Below are 17,779 nucleotides of genomic sequence, written 5' to 3'. Positions count from 1 at the left end.
CTCCTATTATTCTTCTGACATTACATCATACATTTCCAGGAATTTCGTATTGAATTGACCTTCCACGAATTTTTCATGGTTCAGCAGCTTGAGATGAAACGGGATGGTAGTATGGATTCCCTCAATCAAAAATTCACCGAGCGCCCTCTTCATGCGATCAATTGCTTCTTCTCTGCTACTTCCATAAGTAATGACTTTTGCAATCATTGAATCATAGTAGGGCGGGATTGTATAACCAGGATATGCCGCTGAATCTATTCTAACACCAAACCCACCTGGCGGGAGGTACATTTTGATTTTCCCTGCTGATGGCATGAAATTTTTTGCTGGATTTTCCGCATTTATCCGACATTCTATCGCCCAGCCGTTGAACTGAACGTCTTCCTGCGAAAGACTTAGCTTTTCGCCGGAAGCAATCTTGATCTGTTCCTTGATTAAATCGACGCCTGTCACCATTTCGGTTACAGGATGTTCCACCTGGATGCGGGTATTCATTTCCATGAAATAAAATTTGCGCTCGTGGTAGTCATATATAAATTCTACAGTGCCTGCACCAGTATAATCAACTGCTTTTGCAGCTTTGACTGCTGCCATGCCCATTTCTGCCCTTGTTTCCCCGTCAAGCGCCGGAGAAGGTGTCTCCTCTAGCAGTTTTTGCAGGCGTCTTTGAATAGTGCAATCCCGCTCTCCAAGGTGGATGGTGTGGCCGTAGCTGTCAGCAAGGACCTGGATTTCCACATGACGGAAATCTTCTATATATTTTTCCATATATACTCCAGGATTTCCGAACGCTGTCATTGCTTCCTGCTGGGTGATCGTAATTCCTTTGATCATCTCTTGTTCATTCCGGGCAACACGGATTCCTTTCCCGCCTCCGCCAGCAGTTGCCTTGATAATGACCGGATACCCGATGTCATTTGCAAGGTTTTGAGCCTCCTCTAAACTATCAATGATTCCCTGCGAACCAGGAACGATTGGCACATTCGCCTGCTTCATCGTTTCTCGCGCAACATCCTTTGTTCCCATTTTTTGGATCGCTTCAGGAGATGGACCAATGAAAATGATATTACACTCTCTGCATAGCTCGGCAAAATCAGCGTTTTCAGAAAGGAAGCCGTATCCCGGATGAATGGCATCGCATCCTGTTAAATTTGCCACGCTGATTATATTGGTGAAATTTAAATAACTATCCCTTGAAGCCTTAGGTCCGATGCAGTATGCCTCATCAGCTAGCTGTACATGGAGAGATTCTTTGTCAGCTTCCGAATAGACAGCGACGGACTCTATGCCCAATTCTCTGCACGCACGGATGACCCGGACTGCTATTTCTCCCCTGTTGGCAATTAGTACTTTTTCAATCATCTATATCGCTCCTTATTCAGGCTTAACCAGAAATAAAGGCTGGCCGTATTCTACAAGCTGTCCATCTTTAACAAGAATTTCGACGATTTCTCCATTCACTTCTGCTTCGATCTCATTGAAAAGCTTCATTGCTTCGACAATACAAACAATCGAATCCTTGCTCACTTTGGTTCCCGCTTTCACATATGCTTCTGCTTCCGGTGAGGAAGATGCATAGAATGTCCCGACCATGGGGGAAACGATCTTATGTAAATTTGCAGTATCCTTATCTTCCTCTTGCTTCGATTCTTTCATTGCAGCTGCGTCCATTTTTGGCTCAGAGTTCTGTCCTCCTGGCATTGCAGGCAGGGACGGAGTTTGGACCGGTACATCTGTCTGCACAGATTCGACCATTGACTTTTCGACTCCATGCTTCTTCATTTTAATTTTTGATCCTTCGTATTCGTATGAAAACTCGTCAATGCTTGATTGGTCTACTAATTTAATTAACTCTCTGATTTCTTGTATTTTTAACACCATTCGGCACCCCTTGTCCTTATAATAATTAAGACTAGATACTAACACTATACGATATTACCATGAGGAAATTCAATATTTAACACTATTTCTGGTCATCTTTCTCCATTTTACTGTTTTCTGAAAAAAATGTGAACAGCAGGTATTTTAGCGAAAAACTGCAAAAATAAGGAAAGGCATTTGCCTTCCCTTTCTCATGTATTTAATTTGCTGGATCAAACTGGACCGCTACCGGTTGGAAAGAACCTAATTCTGTGCGAACCATCTGGATGATTTCATTGGCTGCAGATGCTGAAGGTTCTTTGGCTTTTACTGTGATTCTGACATTTTCACCATCCGCACGCACTAGTGCATCGTCATAGCCCATTGATGTAATCAGTGTTTCAAGAATCTGTTCTTTTTGCGAAATCTCATCAAGCTGATTCATCTTATCGATTGCTTCACTTCTCTTTTCTGCTGGCAAGTCAGTCGTTGCTGCTACGGTTTGCAGCTCTTCTTTTTGTCTAGTCCGCTGTTCTTCCAGGTTCATGCGCAGCGCTTCAAACTTCTCATCGTTCGCAACTTCGGAAATCACAGTCGTGCCATCTTTCGTTTCAGTCGTCATTGTTTCCTTTTGTTCGGCTTGCTTCTCATCAACCGCTGCAAGATCAGACTTCTGCTGTTCTGGTGCAGTGACATAATACACTGATAAGACAACCACTAGACTCAACATCGTCAGCAACCAGACTGTTTGCTTTTTCAACAACATCTATTATTCCCCCTTAGATTTTTTAGGCATGACAGACACACGGTGATTTGGAACATCCAATGCCCTTGTGACTGCCTCAATGATCCATTTTTTCACTTGTATATTTTCCGCACCATTCGCTACGACGAGCACCCCTCTGATTTCAGGTTTCTTTGTCTCGAGAACGATTGGCACCTCTTTCTCCCCATTTTTGATGATGACTAGCTGCTCATCTTGTGATGCATCCAAGACTTTGCGCTTGCCGCCTTCAGGGTCCGTTTCATCGGTCGTCTGTGATTGGATGACGGTATTTTTCTCTAAAATCTTCTTTTCAGTAGCATCTACGTTCACCAAAACGGAGACATCCCCTACGCCATTGATGCCTTCCAAAATCTCGATCAACTGGGCTTCATATGCTTGTTCATATTTGGAAATGATATCGTTCTCAGCTGAATTTTTCTGACCGAATACCGCTATATCCTCTTCTGTCTTCGCTTCCTTCGTGGCAGTAACAGCCATATCGGGTTTCGGATCGCCGATTAGATTGCTGATTAGCATGATCGCTACCCCAAACAAGACAACAATTAAGAAGTATTGGTATTTGCCGGATTTCTTGGCCGGCGGTCCATTCTTGCTGCTCAGCTGTTTCTTCAGCCAGCTCAACGGACCTTTCTCACTGTCCATGCGCTTCACTCCCTCCTTCTATCATTATCTGAATAGACTTTTCAGGAACATTCCATTTTTCTGACAGAAGAGAAGATAGTTCAGCTAGTTTCTGTGCGGATTGCTTTGATGGAAGAGGCGCATTCGTATCAATTTTTACTTCTCTTACTACTGCCACAGCCACTCCCTTATCCCCTGCTTTCCTCAACTGAACGATGACATGCTTTAGGTTTTCTGGGAAAGGCCGCTGATCCTGTTCATTTACTTCAAGCTCGATATGAGCAATCTCCATTCCTTGCTGTTCCATCAACTCCTCCTCTGCGGCTGTTTTCATTTGGACAGCCATTGTTTCTAAAATATATGCATGCTGAGAGGCTTGTATTTCTTTTTTTTGAAATTCTATTGAACTTTTTATCTCATCAACCTCCTGGCCGTTGAGCTCGCCAACATTTGCAATTACTGTTTCCATATCAGTATTGAATAGTTTCATAACTGGAGAAAGAATGATGGCAATCAAAATTAGCCCAGTTACAATTTTTGTATATTTATGGAAGCTTGAATTAGGCAGAAGCATATCAAGTACAGTCGCTAGAAGAATGAAGACGATAATATTGGTGACCCATTCTTTTATAAAATCCAACTCTCTCCCCCCCTACCTCACCATCATCGTTAAGTTCCCGGCGGCAATAATAACGGTTATCGTTAGAAAAAACATCAAGGAAACAATGCCTAATGCAGCAAAAACATAGATGATGCTTTTACTGATAGTATCAAGACAGGTGATGACCGGGCCGCCACCCAGCGGCTGGAGAATGGCTGCCGCAAATTTATAGATAAAGGCAATCATGAGGATTTTCACAGCCGGAAAGGCAGCGATCATCAGCAGAATAGCAACTCCTGCTATTCCAACTGTATTTTTTAAAAGCATAGAAGCACTGATCACCGTATCGGTTGCATCGGTAAAAATCCGCCCAATGACAGGAACAAAATTTCCAGTAATAAATTTTGCTGTCTTGACAGTCACTCCATCCGTTATCGCAGCTGAGGCACCCTGAACGGAAATGACGCCAAGGAATACGGTTAAAAGGATTCCTAGCAAGCCGATGCTCCAGTTACGGAGCATGCTTGCTAATTGGGTGACTTTATAATGCTCAGACAGGATGCTGACAATGCTCAGAAGTGTAGATAAGAATAATAAGGGCAGGACGACATATTGAATGAACATCCCGCTTGTGTTCATCATAAACAGAATGATCGGATGAAAAAAAGCTGCTGAAACCAGCCCCCCTGATGTGGCCATCAATGCCAATAACAGCGGGATTAGAGCAAGGATGAACTGGATCATTGTCCCGATGGTGTCATTCGTGTATTCAACGACTACATGAAAGCTGTTGAGCGCAATGATGATCAGAACCATGAACACAATGGAATAGGCTACCTTGCTGACGGTGCTTTTTTCGAAGGAGTTTTGCAAAGCCTGAAGAAACATGCTGAAAATAGTTAACAGAATCAACGATCCCAGCAATTTCCCGTTAACAATGAACTCGTGAAAGGCAAAATTCATAATACCTTTAAACCAACCATTTAAGGAGAACTTCTTTTCCCCGTTTATAAAATCATAGAGGCTTCCTTTCTGACTTTCTGGCAAATACCCATCATATTTAGTCGTAATATCTTCCCAAAACTGCTTAAGCTCATCGATATTCAATTCTTCAAGCTGGGTTCTTGCGATTGTGTCCGGATTGATCACTGGGGTTGTTTTTTGTTCCTCCCCAACAGCTTGTACATCTGGGAGAAAAAAAAATAACTGGCACAATAGAATTGCAAAGAGGAACTGGAGACGCTGCTTCAACTTCTTTCACCTCTTTCGAGCAGGTAGTCAGCCTGGAATCAAACGAATGATCGTTTCAATCATTACCGTAAGAATGGGAATGGCCATCGCCAAAATGAGGATTTTGCCGCCAAGTTCAATTTTTGAGGCGATTGCACCCTGTCCTGCATCCTTCGTGATTTGGGCCGCAAATTCGGCAATATAGGCGATCCCGATGATCTTCAAGATCGTTTCCACGTACACAACATTCACTCTAGCATTGGCAGCCAGTTTCTGGATCATGGCAATGATCTGATAGATTTGATCAACCAAGAAAAGAAAGATAGCTGCTCCTGTGAACACAATCAGCAAAAAGGCAAAGTTCGGCTTTTGTTCTTTGACAATCAGTGCCAGAAATGTCGCAATCAACGCTACACCTGTTATTTGAAAAATTTCAATCGCAGAGACCTCCCTTACCCCTGAAATAGGAAGACCGATTTAAGTTTTTGAAAAAGATCATCCACAATAGATGCAACCATAAAAAGGATATAGATGAATCCAAACAACGTGACCCACTGGGCATATTCCTTCTTCCCTACTTGTTCGAGAATTGTATGCAAAAATGCTACCACTATACCTACGCCTGCTATTCTAAAAATGATATCCACATCAAGACCCATCTTGTCCCCTCCTAAACGCTACATCAGTAAGATGATTAATAATAAGCCCGATAAAAAGCCGATGCTCTTCACCATTTTTTCGTATTTCATCTGCTTCTCGCTAGCATCTGCTTCTTCTCTTTCAAGATGGGAAATCGTCAGGAGAATTTGTTTTTGCTGAGAATGCCTGTCATGCCTACCTAGCGTTTCTCCAAATTGCTTCATAATTTCAAATTCTCCTTGTTTGAAGGCCGTCAGGTTCCAAACTTCTCTTAAGCTCTCTTCCCATGCGATATGGACTGTGGTCTCCGTTTCAGTCAGCTTTTTGGAAAATGTTTTAAAAAACCAGGAAAGCGGCTTCGTCATTTGCTCAGACAACTTCCTCGAGGCTTCATGGAGAGGTGTGTGTCCATACATGATTTCCGCTTCCAGCGACTGCAATGCTGATTTCAACAACCGAAGTTGCCTGGGCCGTTCGCTAAGATGCCGTGAAGCTTCAAAACCTGTCCAGGTCGTTGACAGGATGATCAATATCGCGCCCATTATTTTTATCATTTATGTCACTCTCACTTTTTGACGGATTTCTTTCCCGCTCCCATCACAAATTGAAATGATTGTTCCAGGGCCAGTAATTCTTCCAAGTACGACAAACCGGTCAAAAATACCCATGTCTAGAATTGGTTTCAAGGTTGGTCTTTTTTGGATATCCAGCAGCGATTCCCCATGAGTGGTCATAATCAGCTTGATTCCTGCGTTTACAGCTTCCAGTATCGCCTCGGCATCCTCTTTTCGGCCAATTTCATCGACGACGAGGACATCTGGACTCATGGAACGGATCATCATCATCATTCCTTCTGCTTTCGGACACGAGTCTAGGATATCCACCCTTGGTCCAAACGTTAGCTGCGGAACTCCCTTTACACATCCGGCGATTTCGGATCTTTCATCGACAATGCCCGCTTTTAATGGCGGAACTTTTTTTTCTGGAATACCGCTTGAAATGATCCTAGCTATGTCCCTTAGCAAGGTTGTTTTGCCAGTTTGCGGGGGACCGACGATCATCGTATGTTTCCAGCTGTTTTGGTACAAATATGGCAACAACGGATCTGCAATCCCGATTTTCTCCCTTGCGATTCTAAAATTGAAAGAAGAAATGTCCCTGATTGCTTTTACAGAGCCATTTTCCAGAATCACCTTTCCGGCAAGCCCGACTCGATGGCCACCAGCAACAGTAATGTAACCACGCTTTAATTCTTCCTCCAGGGTATACATGGAAAAATGTCCGAGCTTATTCAACAGCTGGACAGCATCCTCTGGATGAACAATATACGGAAGGAAGTTTGGTTTCCCTCTCACCGTTATTTCAAGTGGTCTGTTGATCCGAATCCGAATCTCTTCGATTCCATCTATGTCATTAGGAGGGACTTCATTCAGCCGTTCAGCAATCCTTTTCGGCAAAAAAGATAAGATATCATTCATCATTGATCCTCCTGATTTTCGCTTACTTAATATGTATGCCTGCTTGACCACTTTATGACCTGCACATTCCATCGAGACCGATCTACCACCATTTTTCTAACCCGAAAAAAGCAAATAAATTTTGCTGTCAATGAAAAAACTAGTAGGGAAAGGAGTTGTTCCATATGAATGAAGATCATCAGAAGTTCCAGAAGGTTCAAAGAGCAGACCGCGCTACTTATCTTGGAGGAGGAAGGAGTCCGAGTAAATCGCCATCGACTGACCCAAAGTATAATAACAATCAAAATACGGACAAAGCACCAGGAGCCGGAGAGTAATTGATTTTTTCAAGTTCATCAATATCTCCTCCTAACACAATTTGTCTATATCCACTTTTTGATTTTTAAGATAATATACCTCTATAAGTATTTTTAGGAGGTTCATCATGAAGAAATTATTCGTAGCATTCTTGTTCTTCTTGTTAATCACTGGCTGTTCTGGTGGTTCTTATACGGATGTTTCAGTCGACAAGGCAAAAGAATTGATTGATAGTGGCGAAGTTCAGGTGCTGGATGTTCGTACACCGGATGAGTTTGCTGCTGGCCATATCCCCGGCGCAAAATTAGTTCCGCTGCAAGTCATCGATAGCATGCTCTCAGAGCTCGATCAAAAGGAAAAGTATCTGGTCGTATGTCATAGCGGCAACCGCTCAACAGAGGCCAGCAAAATTTTGGCAAGCAACGGATTTAAGAGTATCTACAATCTGACAGGCGGATTGAGTGAGTGGACATTTGAGATTGAGAAATAGGAAATCCTCTAGAAAACACTGAAAGATATTTGAAACAGAGCATAAAAAAAACCTGCTTTTCAGCAGGTTTTTTTCAATGATTTATGCACGTGATACATAGGAAGCGTCTGTTGTATTAATGATGAGTCTATCACCTTGGTTAACAAAGAACGGAACCTGTACAGTTAGACCAGTTTCCAGTGTTGCAGGCTTTGTGCCGCCAGAAGCAGTATCTCCTTTGATACCTGGTTCTGTTTCTGTTACTTCCAATTCAACCGTATTCGGCAATTCGACACCGAGTGTTTCATGTCCAAATTGCATGATGTATACTTCCATGTTTTCTCTTAGGAACTTCAGCTCATATTCAATCGAAGCGCCTGGAAGTTCAATTTGCTCATAGGACTCATTGTCCATGAATACATGTTGATCTCCGCTAGCATAAAGGTATTGCATTTTGCGATTCTCAATTTGGGCTTTCGCTACTTTTTCACCAGCGCGGAAAGTTTTTTCCTGGATTGCTCCTGTACGAAGGTTTCGAAGCTTGGAGCGTACAAACGCAGCGCCTTTTCCTGGTTTTACGTGTTGAAAATCAAGTACACGCCAAATACCATTGTCCACTTCGATTGTTAATCCGGTACGGAAATCGTTTACTGAAATCATTATTTGTCCTCCTAATGTGTCTTATAATATAATGAGCTCTTTCGTAGAATGTGTCAGTGACTCATTATGGTCAAGGGTAATCACCGTATCGTCCTCAATCCTAACCCCGCCAAGGCCGGCAATATAAATTCCTGGCTCGACCGTCACCACCATACCTGGTTCCAGTATAGTGTCTGAGCGGAATGAGAGGCCAGGGCCTTCATGTACTTCAAGACCGATTCCATGACCCGTAGAATGGCCAAAATACTCGCCATATCCCTTTTCGGTAATCAAGTTCCTTGTCAAAGCATCCGCTTCCTTGCCCGTCATGCCAGGTTTGATCCCCGCCATACCACGAAGCTGGGCTTCAAGCACAATATCATAGATTTCCTTCAGCTTATCAGAAGCATTTCCAACCGCTACTGTACGAGTGATATCCGATACATACCCATTATAATATGCCCCATAATCCAGGGTTACGAAGTCTCCTGTTTCAATCACCTTGTCACTTGCTACTCCGTGCGGAAGGGCTGAGCGATAGCCAGATGCCACAATAATATCGAATGATGATGAGGTTGCCCCTTGCTTTCTCATGAAGAATTCAAGCTCATTCGATACCTCTAGCTCTGTTCTTCCAGGACGGATAAACTCAAGTATATGTGTAAATGCAGCATCCGCGATGGCTGCTGCTTCCTTTAATATCTTAATCTCTGAATCATTCTTTATCAAGCGTAACTTTTCAATTTCATCCGCCACAGGAACTAATTCTGCTTCTATGGTCTGATCGAATGTTTTGAACGCTGAATAGGTAACATGATTTTCTTCAAAACCTAACTTGTTAATTCCCAGTTTTTTAGCCTGCTCGGCAACCTCATCCTGAATCAACCCTTTTTGCAACACAACTTCATATCCAACACATTGCTTGGCAGCCTGCTCTGTATACCTGAAATCGGTGATGAACAGCGCCTTGTCAGCACTGATTAACACCATCCCGGCCGAGCCAGTGAACCCTGTCATATACCTGCGATTATATTCGCTAGTCACGAGCATTCCATCCACCCCAAGCCGTTGGAAACTTTCCCGCAATTTTTGTATTTTTTCCATAACCTATTCCTCCTCTTTTCCTGCTTCTCTTTTAAAAGCTTCAAGTGCTAGTTCATAGCCAAGAATCCCCAAACCGGCAATCTGCCCCTTTGCAACAGGTGCAACGACCGATTTGTGCCTGAATTCTTCCCGCTGGTAAACATTTGAGATATGTACTTCGATCACCGGACAGGTAATTCCTGCTATTGCGTCTCTGATGGCATAGCTATAGTGCGTAAATGCCCCTGGATTGAAGATTACTCCGTCTATTTCAGTGTCCTCAGCCTCATGAAGTTTGTCAATTAGTTCCCCTTCGTGATTGGATTGAAAACAGACTACCTCCATCTTCCTTTCCTTTCCAAGGTTAATCATCCGTTCTTCCAGGTTCTTCAATGTACTGACACCATATATTCCCGGTTCTCTTTTCCCAAGACGATTCAAGTTTGGACCATTGAGCATAAGTATTTTCATCACATTTTCAAACTCCCGTAAAAAAGAATGTTCACTATGAACATTCTACCATAACTATTTGCGAGAACTACTCTAACTCGCTCAAGAGGTGATCTCCTGACGATTTTTCTCCTCATTGCGATTCTCATTTTCCTCGTAGGAGATCGAATAGCCAACAAAAACACCATACAGTACGTAAAAACAAAGCGAAGTGACCAAGGTGTCCTTTGAGAGATCCCAAAATGGTTTGATGCCCGGAAACAGCGGATTGAGCACATAAAATACAAGGAAAAACAGTGCAATCCCGTAAGCTGCCCCAGCCCAGATGGAATTCAGCTTCCTCATGGTTACATAATAAATCATCGCTGCGCCTGCTGAAAAAATACCAATCGCTACGATGGATATAACTGTGCCAAGCCACTGCTGCTTCCAGTCTCCTAAAGCCCAGGGCTCCAATATTACGTTTGGTCGGATTTCGGTAAAATGAAATAGATAGGCCAAATAAGCGAGCAGACTCCAAAAAATGCCGCCGAACAATCCTGTCACGATGCTCATTGCAAGGAAGGACATCGGTTTTTCCCTTTGATTCTGTTCTAAGTTTTCATGATTTTCTGCCATTTGTTGCACCTCCGATGTTAGTATGTCCCTGTTCGGCAAAACCATTGCATCTCTGGAAAAAATGTTATAGATGCTTGCACTCCATATAGAGGTTTTTGCAGATATTTAGTAAAATGAAAGTAACAGCAATGGAACGAAGCTTTTCTATTCATATAAGCCATGAAAATGGCATTCTCTCGTTTAAATCGCTTTTAAAAAGGAAAAAGGGCAGGAGAAGCGTATAATTTTGAAGAACTTGTATAAAGTAATCGTTGGTAAGTTTAAAAGCTGGAAAAATTGCTCATGATGCTAGTAGGGAGGTGGCTTTCTTCTATGAGTCGAAATTTCAAGTATCTATTTTTAGGACTGATTGTCCTTGCAATCTTTGGTTTCGCTGTTAAGCTGTTTACCGATCCTGTCAGTATTCTCGTAACAATCGCAACAATTGCCTTGATTGGGGCCGCAATCTATTTCCTGGTGACTCGTATGTCCGGATCAAGTGCTGGAAGAGAACAAAAACGTGCTTTCCAAAAGGCAGCAAAGCGTTCCAAAAAACGTTTCCAGGCAAAAGATGCAAATGCATCTGCTAAGCGGTCAAAGATAAAATCCCTAGCATCAGCACGGAAAAAGAAGGATGCTCCGCACTTAACAGTCATAGACGGGAAAAAAAGCAAAAAAAAAAATCGGGCTTCCTTTTAAAGCTCGATTTTTTTCGGGTTATAAGAGATCAGTAATGCCATGATTTGAAAAATTTCTCCGCGCTGTTTTTTCCCAGCTTGATCAACTCTTGTTTTTTCTCATCCGTTAGTTGAAATTCAGTAGTCAAACTTTCCTCCATCGGAATGAAAATAATATTCTTTTCGTGCTTTCGAGAAATGTATCTGGAGTCATGGGCATCCTTCATCGTATCAAATAACGCATCGAACAATTGCAGCGCATTTTTAATGTTTTTCTTAGGCTGCTGAATCAGGTTTTGGCTTAGTTTGACTCCAAGTACCGGACGCATTTTCAACATTTTATCCTGGTCGAATAACCACATTGGGAAATTGCTCAGCACTCCGCCATCCACCACGATATTCGTACCAACCCGATCCCGCAACTTAACCGGTTCGAAAAAGAACGGGAGACTGCTGCTCATTCTGATCGCCTTTGCGACAGGGAAAGTCAATGGATCAATGCCATACTTTGGCAAATCATCTGGCAAGACCAAGATTCTTCCGTTTGTGAGATCTGACGCAATAATCCGTAAGCAACCAGGAACAAGATCGCCAAATGTACGAAGCCCTCGGGCAGCCAGGACTTCTTCGATCCAGCATTCTAACTCGTCGCCTTTATAGAGTCCGAGCCGCCAGTATACAAAGAGCCACTTGGTTAAGGCAGATGGAAAGAACGTTTTCCTTGGATCGAGGAGTTTTTTTAAATCAATTCCATCCAGAATGTCGGCCATCTCGGCACTTGTGTAGCCGGCAGCAAGCAAGCCGGCAATTATGGAACCAGCACTGGTTCCGGCGACTCTTTTAAACCGGAACCCCTGCTCCTCAATTGCGGCACAGGCACCAACCAGCGCCAATCCTTTGATTCCTCCACCGGAAAAAACGCCATCAATGTACATAGGAGTCACTCCCGTCGATGTAAACTCATCTATACATCTTTAAGCGTTTCCTTTGAAAAATAGTACAGCGTACAAGTAAAAAATTTTGATTTCATCCATTGTTTCCTGGACAATCCAGCAGTCAGCGACTAAACAGGACAATATAGTAAAGGAACATTGTGACCAATCCGACCGGAACCCCAAATGCCGCCCATTCCTTGCTGGTTATATTTAGTTTTCCGGCAGCGATAATATTCGGGATATTACCCGGGACCAGCATGCCTCCACTGATGACCAGTCCAAGCAAAACCGCCTTAATTGTTCCAGATTCCATTGCAGGACTGATTTCTGCTGCAGCAAGGGTAGCATTATCTAAGATCGCGGATATCATGTTTATCCAATACAACAGCCTTGGAGAAAGACCGATAACATATGCTTTGATCAGCGGCTCAAAACCATGTCCAAGGAATGTAAGTCCCATTACAAAGAGATAGATTTTAAAAGACCGAACAGCAATTTCCTCGTACGACTCAGGACGGGAGGCAGACTTTAAAGCTTTTTTTCCCACAATGGGTCTTACAAGGATCATCGACATCACGCCATAAATAGTGATAGCTGGAAGTACTTCTTTTCCGATTAATCTCCATAAATAAAAGAAGTCCTTGTCCAGTCTGCTGATGGTGATCGTTGCCAATGGCTCCCCCATCGGAGTAAGGGCAGCACCAATTCCAATCGAGAAGCATGCCAATATGGTAAAACGAACTTCCGATCTACGGTCAAGCGGAAGGACCTTTATCATCATAACAAGGATAAGCGCTGCTATGATGGCAGTTATCATACTAGATGCCAGTCCAAGAAAAACAACTGTCAACCCGAAAAATAACCTAGGAGACAGGAATCTGCTGCTCCAGAGGATTGATTTTTCCAATTCCGCCTTAAACCACTTTGCCAGCAATCCAGCTGCTAACACCGCAAGCGTGATATTAATAGGATCAGTCACCGCTTTTTCAATTAGCTGGCGATCCATCGTACCACTAATCGTTGCTGCCGCGAGGCCCATAGTGAACAAAAAAATCTCCAAATTGTGTTCAATTGTTTTAACGGAAAAAGGCAAAAATAACACCAGCAGCAAAATAATCATTAACCCGATCATCGTTTCTCCTGTCCTTTTTTCTATTTCTTTTACTATATATATATAGGAACAATCCTAAAATTTAGAACATAGAATTTTGGGTACATGGAAAGGCGATAAGAATGAACGAAGAAGAAATAGCCACGGCCTGGGCCGTGGCTATTCTATTGAGTGTAACTTATAAACCACACTTTAATTGCGCGTTACAGTTTGTACAAGTATTGCAGCCGCCGATTTCTTTTACCTCACCCTTGCGGCAGACTGGGCAAGTGTTGCCGATCTCAGAGCCAATCGTCACGTTTGTAGAACGTAATTCATTGATCGTGTCGACAAGGACAACGTGCTGCTTTTGTTTTTCTTGCTTTTCCCCTTCATCGTCCATTGAGTTCTCTTCTGCTTTCAGCGTCAATACTTGAGAATCGCGGGAGCCGTCCACATAAACGGTTCCGCCTTTCGCTCCGCCTTTATATAGGCGCTCATATACTTTTTCCACCTGATCAACGCTGTAACCCTTCGGTGCGTTGACCGTTTTGCTGATCGAGCTGTCAATCCAGCGCTGGATGATACATTGCACATCAGCATGGGCTTCCGGCTCCAATTCCATCGCAGATACGAACCAGTTCGGCAGGTTCTCAGGATCTGCCTCCGGATTGCGATCCAAGTATTCCTGGACGATATCTGCCTTCACCTCGATAAACTTACCTAGACGGCCGCTTCTGAAGTATGAGAAGCTGAAGTATGGCTCAAGGCCAGTTGAAACGCCAACCATTGTACCAGTAGATCCCGTTGGAGCAACAGTCAGCAAGTGTGAGTTACGAATTCCGTTTTCAAGAATCGACTCGCGGATGTCTTCAGGCATTTTCTTCATGAAACCAGTATTTGTGAATGCCTTGCGAAGTCTGTTTGTCTCTTCTTCTGTTCCACCTTGAAGGAATGGGAAGCTGCCTTTTTCCTTGCCCAATTCTACTGATGCTCTGTAGGCAGAAGTAGCAATGGTTTCAAATACCTTATCAACAAGCTTGTTTCCTTCTTCTGAACCGTATTCTGTTTCGCAATAAATCAGGAGATCGTGCATGCCCATCACACCAAGACCAACACGACGTTCGCCTAGTGCTTGTCTCTTATTATCTTCCAGGAAGTAAGGAGTTGCATCAATGACATTGTCCTGCATGCGTACACCAACTTCTACCGTATGCTTCAATTTTTCAAAGTTAACTGTTTTTGTTTCTTTGTCCGCCATTTCTGCAAGGTTGACAGCAGCGAGGTTGCAGACAGAGTTTGGTGCGAGAGGCTGTTCCAATTGTTATCCTAAAGGCTTTTTATCCCTTAGTTCTAACGGTTCGTTTCCCGTTAGTTCAGCATATCTTTTCATTACACACACTTTTCATAAATAATAGGAGATCTTTTCTTCCTCGATCTTCTCCAAAAACAGCTTTAGAAATTACCCTTAAATCTTTAACTCCAAATGAATTTTCAATTTGGTCAAGCATACTACTAATTGTAGTACTGACTTTATTTAAGGGAGTACTTAAAACTAAACTTGAATTGGCAACTGACCATTCGATAATGAATTGCTTTATTTCTCCATGAAGAACCTTTCTCTTGTTAACATATACTTTAGTTGCATTTTGAATTGCACTTTTTCCAGCACAAACTCTATTGCAAAACTTCTTAGGGGAACTTACAAGGGTTATAAACTCGGAGTTGCAAATCAAGCATCTTCTTTTTTCCCTCGGAGTTTTGATCTTGCCTTTTTGTGAAAGACCTGATTTTTTTAACCCGTCTAACATTCTTTGTTTTGCTCCACTATTAGAATTCCATAATTGCCTTGTATGCTCCCCGATTTTCCTCTTAGTAGCTGGAGAATGTTTTATATTAAAGTGCCCATTCAATGACCCTGATAACGATTTGTTGATAGTAGTATCTTTTGATTTAATCCATTTCGTTATAACAGAGTTTAAAGTGAAAGGTAGGTATTCATAAAAGTTTAAAAGTTCTTCATAAGAAATCAATTCATTATCTATTCCATGTAGAGTTTTAATTTTTTCTAAAGCCATTCTAGCGCCTTCTTTAGCTTCTTTGTTCCGAGATTTTATTTCAACAATCTTTGACAAAGAGCCGTTTTGATCGAAAATGAAAAAATCAGGTTTATAAATCTTATATCCTATATCAAAGGTTTTAGCCTCATAAGTCCAATTCACCTTATGATAGTCAAGATATATGGCGTATGCATACTCATATGAACTTCTTAAATAGAATCCTTTATAGAAACCTGCATAGCCTCTATTCATAAAAACCTCTCCATTATTTTTAGTGTTGTAATGTTGCGGCCTCGTGGATGGATTATATTCTGCTTTCGCAGGTTCACCATCTATGCGTTGCCCCTGTCCTTGTTTTTACTCAAGGCCTTCGGTTCGGATTCCCATCTCAGGGTTCCCGCTTTATTCCGCAATTTTTAACGTGAGGCAAACTAAGCTGCTCTACCACACGGGTTTGTCGCTACAACCTTCTGTCCATATGCCTGTGCGTTCGTCATGTCGTTGGCATTGTCGATGAAAAAAATGCCGGGTTCTGCTGAGTATGTCGCACAGATATTGACCAGGTTCCAGAGTTCTTTCGCTTTGATCTTTCTGTAGGTGCGTACTTTATAGCCGAGCTTTTCCCACTCACGTACGTCCCCGATTTTATGCCACTCTTCGTTATAAACTTTCATTGTTTCAGCATCATAGCTTTCAACGTCCGGGAAGCGAAGTTCATATTCAGCATTATTTTCGACTGCATCCATGAAATCTTTTGTCAATGTGACTGAGATATTTGCACCCGTTAAGAATTCTGAGTTATGGACTGTATAAGTTCCGCCTGTTGCGAGTTTTTCTTCTGCTGATCTAATGATATCTGCGCTAAAACCACCGTAGCCAGGAATGCTCTTATAGTTGACGATCCCCTGGTACATTGCTTCTTCCTGAATGGTTAGCGGCGTGAATTTCAATTTTTCTTTTGCCGTTTTCTTGATTGACTCGTCGTTTGTGTTTTCAATCAGGAAACGAAGGATTTTAGGGTTTTGCATTTTTGAAATGATGAACTCTACAATGTCAGGATGCCAGTCCGCTAACATGATCATCTGAGCACCGCGTCTTGACCCGCCCTGCTCGACTAGATGCGTGAGCTTGGCGATGTCATCAAGCCATGAAACCGATCCGGATGATTTTCCGTTTACGCCTCTGGCTAGAGTGTTGCGCGGTCTTAATGTAGAACCGTTCGTCCCTACCCCGCCGCCGCGGCTCATGATTTCCATGACCTGCTTGCGGTGCTCGGAGATACCTTCACGGGAATCCTTAACGAAAGGCATGACATAGCAGTTGAAGTAGGTAACATCTGTGCCAGCTCCCGCTCCATAAAGGACTCGTCCTGCTGGGATGAAATTCATGGATACTAGCTCTTGATAAAACTTTTCGAACCATTCCTTGCGCTTTTGTTCTGTTTTTTCAACTGCTGCAAGTCCTGTGGCATTTCGTTTTGCGATCTGCTCGTAAAACAGTTCGAGCGGCTTTTCCATCACGTCCAGTGAACGTTTGATAATCCCCGTAGTGGATTCTTCGGGATCATCAAGCACTCCGCGAAACTCTTCTTCTACAAGCACAGTCGCTGTCTTGTTTTCCCAATCAATAGCTTGTATGAATCCAAGTCCGCGTGCCGGGAATTTCGGATCCTCCTTAATGGTGAGGACAACAAAATCTCCATTTGACAGAGTGATTTTTTCTGTGTCTTTAAAAGTATAGCGGTCTAGCATCACTAGCCGAGAGACCCCTTTGTGGGTGAGTTTCATATCAGGTGTAATGGGGTGAACCGGAGGAAACAACTTAATATCCTCGTTCAGACTCTCCACATTCAAAGTCCTTTTTTCGCCAATAGTAATAGACATTTCTACAACTCCTTCAAGATTTTAAAACTATTCTTTACAGTGAAACTAGCAGAAAGAAACTCTAGCTACTTTTTTGAATTACCCTAACGTTATCATATCGAAACACCAAAAATCAATATGTAGTGTATTTTTTATTTTCGACAATACTATATATGGTGTTAAGGCCAAAAGAACTTTATTTTGTCAAACATGAAAATTATTAAAAAACAGAGAGAAAAAGAGATAAAGATCGAATTTTTCCCTTAAACGATCAAAAACAACAAATTTCGAGGGTTGCACTTTTTTCATTTTTCTCAACCTCTAGAAAATACTGGATAACAAAAAGCGCAAGCGCCTCGAACAGCCCCGACAAGCGCTGCCCGCCTAAAACGCCACGTCCTGTG

Annotated in this window: 20 protein-coding genes and 2 pseudogenes; 3 read left to right on the top strand and 19 right to left on the bottom strand. The window is 42.6% G+C overall.

Annotated features, from left to right (window positions below):
- Window positions 1-6: 6 nt before the first annotated feature.
- From accC to spoIIIAA, 10 genes are all read right to left on the bottom strand, one after another.
- Window positions 7-1,362, bottom strand: a complete 1,356-nt coding sequence (gene accC, locus UB32_RS10940; protein ID WP_044393738.1) for an acetyl-CoA carboxylase biotin carboxylase subunit — start codon at window positions 1,360-1,362, stop codon at window positions 7-9.
- Between the two features lie 12 nt (window positions 1,363-1,374).
- Window positions 1,375-1,878 (bottom strand): acetyl-CoA carboxylase biotin carboxyl carrier protein, encoded by a 504-nt coding sequence (accB, locus tag UB32_RS10935; RefSeq protein WP_044393792.1) that lies wholly within the window; start codon window positions 1,876-1,878, stop codon window positions 1,375-1,377.
- Between the two features lie 202 nt (window positions 1,879-2,080).
- A complete protein-coding gene (locus tag UB32_RS10930; RefSeq protein ID WP_044393736.1) occupies window positions 2,081-2,626 on the bottom strand; it encodes a SpoIIIAH-like family protein in 546 nt (181 codons plus the stop codon).
- A 3-nt stretch (window positions 2,627-2,629) separates the two neighbouring features.
- Window positions 2,630-3,289, bottom strand: a complete 660-nt coding sequence (gene spoIIIAG, locus UB32_RS10925) for a stage III sporulation protein AG (protein ID WP_044393735.1) — start codon at window positions 3,287-3,289, stop codon at window positions 2,630-2,632.
- Window positions 3,279-3,908: a stage III sporulation protein AF gene (gene spoIIIAF / locus UB32_RS10920; RefSeq protein WP_044393734.1), complete on the bottom strand. Its 630-nt coding sequence runs from the start codon at window positions 3,906-3,908 to the stop codon at window positions 3,279-3,281. The genes spoIIIAG and spoIIIAF overlap by 11 nt, the downstream gene beginning before the upstream one ends.
- A 12-nt stretch (window positions 3,909-3,920) precedes the next feature.
- Entirely contained in the window at window positions 3,921-5,120 is a 1,200-nt protein-coding gene (gene spoIIIAE, locus UB32_RS10915) for a stage III sporulation protein AE (RefSeq protein ID WP_044393733.1), read from the bottom strand.
- 27 nt (window positions 5,121-5,147) lie between these two features.
- A complete protein-coding gene (gene spoIIIAD, locus UB32_RS10910) occupies window positions 5,148-5,537 on the bottom strand; it encodes a stage III sporulation protein AD (RefSeq protein ID WP_128721531.1) in 390 nt (129 codons plus the stop codon).
- Window positions 5,538-5,551: 14 nt separating this feature from the next.
- Window positions 5,552-5,758: a stage III sporulation protein AC gene (gene spoIIIAC / locus UB32_RS10905; RefSeq protein ID WP_044393729.1), complete on the bottom strand. Its 207-nt coding sequence runs from the start codon at window positions 5,756-5,758 to the stop codon at window positions 5,552-5,554.
- An 18-nt stretch (window positions 5,759-5,776) separates the two neighbouring features.
- On the bottom strand, window positions 5,777-6,292 hold the full coding sequence (spoIIIAB, locus tag UB32_RS10900; protein ID WP_044393727.1) for a stage III sporulation protein SpoIIIAB: 516 nt from the start codon (window positions 6,290-6,292) through the stop codon (window positions 5,777-5,779).
- A complete protein-coding gene (spoIIIAA, locus tag UB32_RS10895; protein WP_044393725.1) occupies window positions 6,293-7,216 on the bottom strand; it encodes a stage III sporulation protein AA in 924 nt (307 codons plus the stop codon).
- 164 nt (window positions 7,217-7,380) lie between these two features.
- Between spoIIIAA and UB32_RS20025 the strand changes: the two genes are divergently transcribed.
- Entirely contained in the window at window positions 7,381-7,533 is a 153-nt protein-coding gene (locus UB32_RS20025) for a hypothetical protein (RefSeq protein WP_157841624.1), read from the top strand.
- A gap of 107 nt (window positions 7,534-7,640) precedes the next feature.
- On the top strand, window positions 7,641-8,003 hold the full coding sequence (locus tag UB32_RS10890) for a rhodanese-like domain-containing protein (RefSeq protein WP_044393723.1): 363 nt from the start codon (window positions 7,641-7,643) through the stop codon (window positions 8,001-8,003).
- An 81-nt stretch (window positions 8,004-8,084) separates the two neighbouring features.
- Here UB32_RS10890 and efp read toward each other — a convergent pair whose 3' ends face one another.
- From efp to UB32_RS10870, 4 genes are all read right to left on the bottom strand, one after another.
- Window positions 8,085-8,642 (bottom strand): elongation factor P, encoded by a 558-nt coding sequence (gene efp, locus UB32_RS10885; protein ID WP_044393722.1) that lies wholly within the window; start codon window positions 8,640-8,642, stop codon window positions 8,085-8,087.
- 21 nt (window positions 8,643-8,663) lie between these two features.
- Window positions 8,664-9,725: a M24 family metallopeptidase gene (locus UB32_RS10880; protein WP_044393721.1), complete on the bottom strand. Its 1,062-nt coding sequence runs from the start codon at window positions 9,723-9,725 to the stop codon at window positions 8,664-8,666.
- A 3-nt stretch (window positions 9,726-9,728) separates the two neighbouring features.
- Window positions 9,729-10,178: a type II 3-dehydroquinate dehydratase gene (gene aroQ / locus UB32_RS10875; RefSeq protein WP_044393720.1), complete on the bottom strand. Its 450-nt coding sequence runs from the start codon at window positions 10,176-10,178 to the stop codon at window positions 9,729-9,731.
- A 78-nt stretch (window positions 10,179-10,256) separates the two neighbouring features.
- Window positions 10,257-10,772, bottom strand: coding sequence for a YqhR family membrane protein (locus UB32_RS10870; protein WP_044393718.1), 516 nt, complete (start codon window positions 10,770-10,772; stop codon window positions 10,257-10,259).
- 312 nt (window positions 10,773-11,084) lie between these two features.
- Here UB32_RS10870 and UB32_RS10865 point away from each other — a divergent pair, with 312 nt between their 5' ends.
- Window positions 11,085-11,450 (top strand): SA1362 family protein, encoded by a 366-nt coding sequence (locus UB32_RS10865; protein ID WP_044393716.1) that lies wholly within the window; start codon window positions 11,085-11,087, stop codon window positions 11,448-11,450.
- A gap of 28 nt (window positions 11,451-11,478) precedes the next feature.
- Here UB32_RS10865 and UB32_RS10860 read toward each other — a convergent pair whose 3' ends face one another.
- From UB32_RS10860 to UB32_RS10840, 5 genes and pseudogenes are all read right to left on the bottom strand, one after another.
- Window positions 11,479-12,363: a patatin-like phospholipase family protein gene (locus tag UB32_RS10860; RefSeq protein WP_044393715.1), complete on the bottom strand. Its 885-nt coding sequence runs from the start codon at window positions 12,361-12,363 to the stop codon at window positions 11,479-11,481.
- Between the two features lie 121 nt (window positions 12,364-12,484).
- A complete protein-coding gene (locus tag UB32_RS10855; RefSeq protein WP_044393714.1) occupies window positions 12,485-13,495 on the bottom strand; it encodes a DUF1646 family protein in 1,011 nt (336 codons plus the stop codon).
- A gap of 157 nt (window positions 13,496-13,652) precedes the next feature.
- Window positions 13,653-14,771 (bottom strand): annotated as a pseudogene (locus UB32_RS10850) (vitamin B12-dependent ribonucleotide reductase); the annotation flags it as partial.
- A gap of 58 nt (window positions 14,772-14,829) precedes the next feature.
- Window positions 14,830-15,765: a hypothetical protein gene (locus tag UB32_RS10845; protein ID WP_044393713.1), complete on the bottom strand. Its 936-nt coding sequence runs from the start codon at window positions 15,763-15,765 to the stop codon at window positions 14,830-14,832.
- A 191-nt stretch (window positions 15,766-15,956) separates the two neighbouring features.
- Window positions 15,957-17,396, bottom strand: a pseudogene (locus UB32_RS10840) (vitamin B12-dependent ribonucleotide reductase); the annotation flags it as partial.
- Window positions 17,397-17,779: the final 383 nt, after the last annotated feature.

The sequence above is a fragment of the Mesobacillus subterraneus genome, assembly GCF_000934845.1.
Lineage (GTDB): Bacteria > Bacillota > Bacilli > Bacillales > Cytobacillaceae > Mesobacillus > Mesobacillus stamsii.
This window is presented reverse-complemented; position numbering and strand designations above follow the sequence as displayed.